The organism is Crocosphaera watsonii WH 8501 (assembly GCF_000167195.1).
GTDB classification, from domain to species: domain Bacteria; phylum Cyanobacteriota; class Cyanobacteriia; order Cyanobacteriales; family Microcystaceae; genus Crocosphaera; species Crocosphaera watsonii.
Genome location: NZ_AADV02000210.1, coordinates 1 through 6,387, shown reverse-complemented (window position 1 = coordinate 6,387; position 6,387 = coordinate 1). Strand labels below are relative to the sequence as shown.

The 6,387-nt window shown below is 36.3% G+C and carries 6 protein-coding genes, 1 other RNA gene and 1 pseudogene; 6 read left to right on the top strand and 2 right to left on the bottom strand.

Annotated features, from left to right (window positions below; all coding sequences use genetic code 11):
- The 5 genes and pseudogenes from CWATDRAFT_RS28870 to CWATDRAFT_RS34940 form a co-directional block, all read left to right on the top strand.
- On the top strand, window positions 1-293 hold a 293-nt coding region (locus CWATDRAFT_RS28870; protein ID WP_007308288.1), incomplete at its 5' end, for a hypothetical protein.
- Window positions 294-512: 219 nt separating this feature from the next.
- Window positions 513-1,265: a cadherin repeat domain-containing protein gene (locus tag CWATDRAFT_RS28865; RefSeq protein WP_007308289.1), complete on the top strand. Its 753-nt coding sequence runs from the start codon at window positions 513-515 to the stop codon at window positions 1,263-1,265.
- A 44-nt stretch (window positions 1,266-1,309) separates the two neighbouring features.
- Window positions 1,310-2,140: a PEP-CTERM sorting domain-containing protein gene (locus CWATDRAFT_RS28860; RefSeq protein WP_007308290.1), complete on the top strand. Its 831-nt coding sequence runs from the start codon at window positions 1,310-1,312 to the stop codon at window positions 2,138-2,140.
- A 145-nt stretch (window positions 2,141-2,285) separates the two neighbouring features.
- Window positions 2,286-2,671, top strand: a transfer-messenger RNA (tmRNA) gene (ssrA, locus tag CWATDRAFT_RS32465).
- Between the two features lie 504 nt (window positions 2,672-3,175).
- Window positions 3,176-4,702 (top strand): annotated as a pseudogene (locus CWATDRAFT_RS34940) (IS5-like element ISCwa2 family transposase).
- Between the two features lie 91 nt (window positions 4,703-4,793).
- Here the strand turns inward: CWATDRAFT_RS34940 and CWATDRAFT_RS28845 are convergent.
- Both CWATDRAFT_RS28845 and CWATDRAFT_RS28840 read right to left on the bottom strand, forming a co-directional pair.
- Window positions 4,794-5,435, bottom strand: a complete 642-nt coding sequence (locus CWATDRAFT_RS28845; protein WP_007303151.1) for a transposase — start codon at window positions 5,433-5,435, stop codon at window positions 4,794-4,796.
- Between the two features lie 121 nt (window positions 5,436-5,556).
- Window positions 5,557-6,081, bottom strand: a complete 525-nt coding sequence (locus CWATDRAFT_RS28840) for a helix-turn-helix domain-containing protein (RefSeq protein WP_007308160.1) — start codon at window positions 6,079-6,081, stop codon at window positions 5,557-5,559.
- A gap of 4 nt (window positions 6,082-6,085) precedes the next feature.
- On the opposite strand from CWATDRAFT_RS28840, the gene CWATDRAFT_RS40725 reads away from it, so the two are divergent.
- Window positions 6,086-6,238, top strand: a complete 153-nt coding sequence (locus CWATDRAFT_RS40725) for a hypothetical protein (RefSeq protein ID WP_232287071.1) — start codon at window positions 6,086-6,088, stop codon at window positions 6,236-6,238.
- Window positions 6,239-6,387: the final 149 nt, after the last annotated feature.

Genomic DNA, 6,387 nt, shown 5'->3' with positions numbered 1-6,387 from the left:
TTGAATCTTTATTTCACCTAGTATTTGACCCCGATGAAATCATGTCACTACAACTGAAAGAAAGTACAGAAGACAGTAGTGACTATTTAATTGGTTGGTCTACTGAGGTTACTAAATCTATTGAAGAACCTCCTTTTGATAATAGTTACAAAGCTTATTTCCAAGTCTCTGAAGATGATTCTCTTAATCATTTGGTGGGTACAATTGAGGGTTATCACCCGAATAATAAACCTTTAACTTACTATTTGATCGGTGATTTCTTAGAATATTCTGCACCTGAAGATGTAAGATAATATTCATATAGTTACTCAGATTATCATGATGTTATCGACTCATTTGATCGAGATTTTGATGGAAAATTTCCCTTTTCTATTGATTCAGAAACAGGTAAAATTACTGTTAATGGTCCTGATGATATCTCTCTAAGTCCTCTTCCTAATGAAGATGCTGATATTATTAACGGTATCGATCATTATCAATTAGTCATTGCATTTACAGATGGTCCTAAAAATGTGGACGGACGACGCATTTTTGATCAAGTCATTATTGATATAGAAGTCACTCCAGGTAATCAAGCACCTACTGATATTTTAATAAGCAATTTATCAGTAACAGAAAATGCACCTAATGATACTTTAATTGGGGAATTAACAACAATTGATCCTGACTCACAAGAATTTACCTATGCTATATTTGACCAATATGGCGATCCTTTAGACAATTTTAAAATTGTTGATAATCAATTACAAGTAGCAGATACAACTCAACTAGATTTTGAGACAGAATCCTTTTTTGAAATTATCATCAAGAGTACAGATAACCGTGGATTAAGTATAGAAGAAACCTTTACAGTAGAATTAATTGATGACCGAGATTTTGATATTACTGGAACTGAAGAAGATGACTTCATTGAAAGTGGTATTGGGGGAGAAGTTATCACTGGTTTAGGTGGAAAAGATACCTTCGCTTATGATAATGTAGATGAATTTGGAGATATTCTTACTGATTTCAATGCCGAAAACGATGACATAATTGATGTAAGTGGATTATACTATACCTATACTGATTGGGGATATGATCTAGAATCTGTTGTTGGTCAAACTCCTTTTGAAGACTTAATTACTGTCACTGGAGTCGGTAACGAAAATACACAAGTCTTTATCAGACCTTATGGACAAATCTATCTTGATTATCTATTACCTTTAGCAACTTTAGAAGGGGTAACACCTGCTCAAATTGATGCTAATGATTTCATTTTCTCTTAGTCAAATTTTTAACTGTACTTTCGTTTTTTCAAGGAAACACTATTATGTCTAACATGACTATCAACTCCCACATGAAAACTTTATTAGGGGCGATCTCATTTTTTCCCATCCTATCCCTTACCCCAACCGCAGCAACAGCAGCAAATTTAGGTTTTGAAAATAATAATTTCGATAATTGGCAAACATCAGCAAACACCAGCATTGTAGATAGTAGCTTTGGAGTAACTCCCACAGAAGGAAACTATCAAGAATTATTATCTACAGCAGGAGAAGATAATAGTCCTGTTTTTGAGTTAGTTTTTCAAGGTCCTCCACCACCTATTTTTGGGATAGGAGACAGTCTTCAAGGACAAAACCAAGGACAAGGGTTCCTCTTTTCTCAAAGTCAAATTACTGATTTTGGTAACAGTTTATCCCCCCAAAGCACTTATACTCAAGGTTCAGCTATCAAAACTAATATTACTGTTAATGCAGGAGATACCTTAAAGTTTGATTATAATTTCCTCACCAATGAACATTCATCTTTACCCATAAGTAATAATGACTTAGCATTTTTTAGCATCAATGAGCAACTATTTGAGTTAGCAATGTTAAGCAGTGTAGAAAGTAGTTTGCTCCCCTCTTCAACGTCTTTTAGTAGAGAAACTGGTTATCAACAATATACTTACACTTTCACCAAATCTGGTAATGTTACCTTAGGATTTGCTATTTTAGATGAAGAAGATGTTCACGGTGATTCTGGTTTACTCGTAGATAATATTCGCATTGAACCAGGAGTTAGCGTTCCCGAACCCTTAACCATTCTAGGTGCAATAACTGCCATCGGGTTTGGAACTTGCTTCAAAAAAAGTATTTTTTCTCACAATAAAAATTAATTGATACCCCCAGACTTCCCACCCTCCCCACCTCTGGTATCTCCTGTGTCAAACTCCATTCATCTCGTTTTTTGCAAAAATGGGATGCTTCTCTTGTAACCTTGCGAAAATCAAAAATTCTGTTTATAATTAGGATATACCACATGGGGCCGCAACGGCTTCGACAGGCTGGCGAAATCCAAATTGTGATTCAGGTCGAGAGTGAGTCTCCTCTCGTAAATACAAGACTCAAAACAATAGTAACTGCGAACAACATCGTAAGCTTCAAGCGCGTAGCAGTAGCTGCGTAGAACTCTCTCATAGAGTCGCTTACCTCTGACCTGACTCCGTTAAGGACTCGGAGGTACCAACCCCAACGGATGCCCTTAATAGCTACCTCTGGTTGGCTGTTGAGCTAAGACTACACCAGAGCATCCCACCGTTCGGGAGAATGAGCGGTTCCCGTCTGAGGGTCAGAAAGACTAAGCCTGTGAATGAGCGGTAGGTCAATACCCAGTCTGGACAGCAGTTCGACTCTGCTCGGCTCCATTCTTAAAGCTTGAAATGGGATGGACAGTGATAAATTCATTAGTCCATCCTTGAAGCGTACCAAAAAGCCCAAAAAACCAGCAAACCGAAGAGAGAAGTACCAAGGGCGATGGCAAAACTGTGAAATATTTGGGAATCAATAAGAGTCATTTGGATAAGTAGGGGAGAGAGGTTACAGACCAGTAAGCATAAGCCTTATTTACAAATATAATAAGTGTTTCTCGAATGAATGAAATTGCTTAATTTAAACTTAACGTCCTCTCAATAGAAAAGATATTCAACATAAAGGTATCATAAACATTAAACACGAATCTAGTCAAACACAGCGGACAAAATATTAACTTTCTCAACTATTGATTAAGTTATATTTAGGGTTTGCTGAATAAAAGCAAAACCCTATTCTTTAAAAGGTTACACCCATATTCGCGATCGCAAAAAAGATCAGCTTTGTCGGCTACAAACCGCTATAATTGGTAGAAACACCTCCCAGTTGTTGGTCAAGAACAAATGTATCGAAAAGAGGAGCAACCTTTACCGCCCCCAGAAAAATTTGAATTACCTTTCGAGGGCAAATTGTCCCCCAATAATCGTTGGGTAATCATGGCAGAGTTGATACCTTGGGATGATTTTGAGGAAGAATATGCTAAACTTTTTTCAGCAGAAAAAGGTGCGTCAGCCAAACTATTTAGAATGGCATTAGGGACATTAATTATTAAGGAAAAATTAGGAACAAGTGATAGAGAAACTATAGAACAGATTAGAGAAAATCCCTATCTACAATACTTTATAGGTTTAAATTGTTATCAACAAGAGCCACCACTGGAATCTTCAATGCTAGTTCATTTTAGGAAAAGAATTGATGGAGAATTGATAAACAAAATCAATAAAAAAATAGTAAAAAGAGAAATAGACAAGAGTGATAAAGAAGTAAAAAAAAAGGATTGTCTCCAAGAAAAAGGAGAAAAAATAAAAAATAAAGGTAAACTAATTTTAGATGCGACTTGTGCGCCAGCAGACATCAAATACCCAACGGATTTAGGCATATTAAATCAAGCCAGAATTGAGACAGAAAGAATAATAGATAATCTTTATAAACCATTAAGAGTAAAATTGAGAAAAAAGCCGAGAACTTCTAGAAAAATTGCTAGAAAGGAATACTTAAAAGTAGCTAAAAAACGAAAAGTATCTTATCAAGAAAGAAGAAAAGCTATCGGGAAACAGTTAAAATACCTTAAGAAAAATTTAGGAAATATAGAAGACTTAATTCAAGCTGGGGCTTCCCAGGAAAATCTGAGTAAAAGACAGAAAAATTGTCTAGAGACTATCAAAAAAGTTTATGAACAACAACAGTCAATGTGGGAGAATAAGACCCAGAGTGTTCCTCAAAGAATTGTAAGTTTAACTCAACCGCATATTCGTCCAATAGTGAGGGGAAAAGCAGGAAAACCAATAGAGTTTTGAGCTAAACTCTCAGTAAGCTGTGTAGATAACTATGTGTTTCTAGACAAAATAAGTTGGGGAAACTTCAATGAATCTTGTCATTTAAAAGAACAAGTAGAAAAGTATAAAGAAACGTTTGGCTATTATCCCGAATCCGTCCATGTAGATAAAATTTATCGAACTAGGGAAAACAGAAATTGGTGTAAGGAAAGAGGGATAAGAATCAGTGGTCCGAAGTTAGGAAGACCTCCGAAAAATGTCAGTGAAGAAGAAAAGAAACAAGCCCACTCCGATGAATGCTTCCGTAATGCTATTGAGGGAAAGTTTGGACAAGCTAAACGAAGATTTAGCCTAAATCTCGTGATGACAAAACTCCCTGAAACCTCCATTACATCTATTGCTATTACATTTTTAGTTGTCAATCTTTCTAAACTTCTGAGGCAGTTTTTGTCGCTTTTTTTGTCCTTATTTACTAATAATAGAACAGGGGAACTCATCAAACCGCCTTTCATTAATTTTGATTATACTTTCAACAATTTTTATGTACTAAAACTTATTGATTTGTCAGAAAATTCTTGGTCAAAAGTGGCATAAATTTTGGAGAAACTTTTTCAGCAAACCCTATTTAACATAAACATAACTCAATTTTACCAACTAGTGCAGCTTAGCAAAAATAATCCACCAGTCACTTATGATCTTTAAAGCCCTTAAATTTCCAAACGAACGGCTTAGCAAAATGTTGATTAAAGTAATCAATAAAATTGAGAATTTTTTGGGATAGTTCTTCAGTTGAACGGACAGTAATTCTTTTGAGTAAACGCCGGACTAAGATCGAAAACCAACACTCAATTTGATTAAGCCACGATGTATGTTTGGGAATATAAACAAAGCGAATTCGATGAGATTCATCTGATAAAAAATCTGCTCTGCTGTCCATAGATTGCAAAATCCCCTCCTTTCCCTTTCTCCCCAAATCAATAGTAATTCCACAGCTTTCTGCTACTAATTTGACTAAGCTTTCCGATTTATGAGTGTTGAGTTGATCTACAATAAAAATCCATTCTGCTTTTTCATCAATCTTAATCGTTCTCTGGATATGTTCAGAAAAATCTTGTTCTGTTCTTGTCGGTCCAATAGAGGGACTAACAACTTTTCCTCTTGCCACATCCCAGTTCGCAATCAAGCTTAAAGTTCCGTGTCTTTCATATTCAAATTCGATTTTTTCTACTTGTTTAGGCTTGATTCTTTTGTTCGGAAATAATCTCTCAAGAGCTTGAATCCCTGTCATTTCATCTGTACTAATTAAATGAATTCCTTGTTCTAACAAAGTTTTAGCTTCTTGATGAAGTTCACAGATATATTTGACTTGCTTTTTAAATTTTAAGGGATCATCAATTTTGGCATTTAACCAGTAACGAACGAGATGTGGTTGTAATGTCGCTTCTTTTTTAAAAACGCCCCACACTACGGGGGGAAATCTTTTCGACAATTCCTCTTTTTATGGCTTCATCCGCCAACTCTGAAGGTGTCCAATGGCTCACTGGTCTGTCTGATTTTTCACATTCTTCACAAGCGATCTCTACAATCTGGACTACTTGTTCGACCGTAAAGGATTTTGTTGTTCCAGGTCTTGGGCGATCGCTTAAAATTCCTTTGATCAAGACCATTAATGCTTTCTCCGTTACCTGTTGTTCTTCGGCGGCACTCAGTTTTTCTCTCTCCTCAAACCATCGCGATCGCCACTGACGCACTTGTACTCGGTCTAATTCTAATCTTCGACTAATCGAACTATTGCTCTCTCCTGATGCTGCGGCTAAGATTAGCTTGGCTCGTCTAACAAGGCGATAGGGGTTTGTTGTCCCTCTCACTATTTGTTGGAGTACTGTTTTCTGTAGGTTGGAGAGGTTAATTGGCAATGCTTTTATCATGGACATCAACTTCGAGATTCTTCCGTTAGTTTCATTGAAACACATTGTCGTGGCTAGTCACGGAAGTTTCTGTAAAAATCTGGTGGATTACTTTCGCCAAGCTGCACTAGAGAGTTTGGTGGACAAGATAAGCGATTATGGTTCCATTAATTTTTTGTCTCTTACTTTGCCCATCAAACAACTTCAATTAACGGTAACTTAATTGTTGGGATGATTGTAACTTTAAAAGATGAACAGTTCCTGCGCCAATTTCTACCACTTTAACATTATCAGGACTACTTAAACCTTTTAAATTCCAAGGCAAACCGGCAAAATGCTCTTGCATATCGAATATCGTTTCATAACCACCAG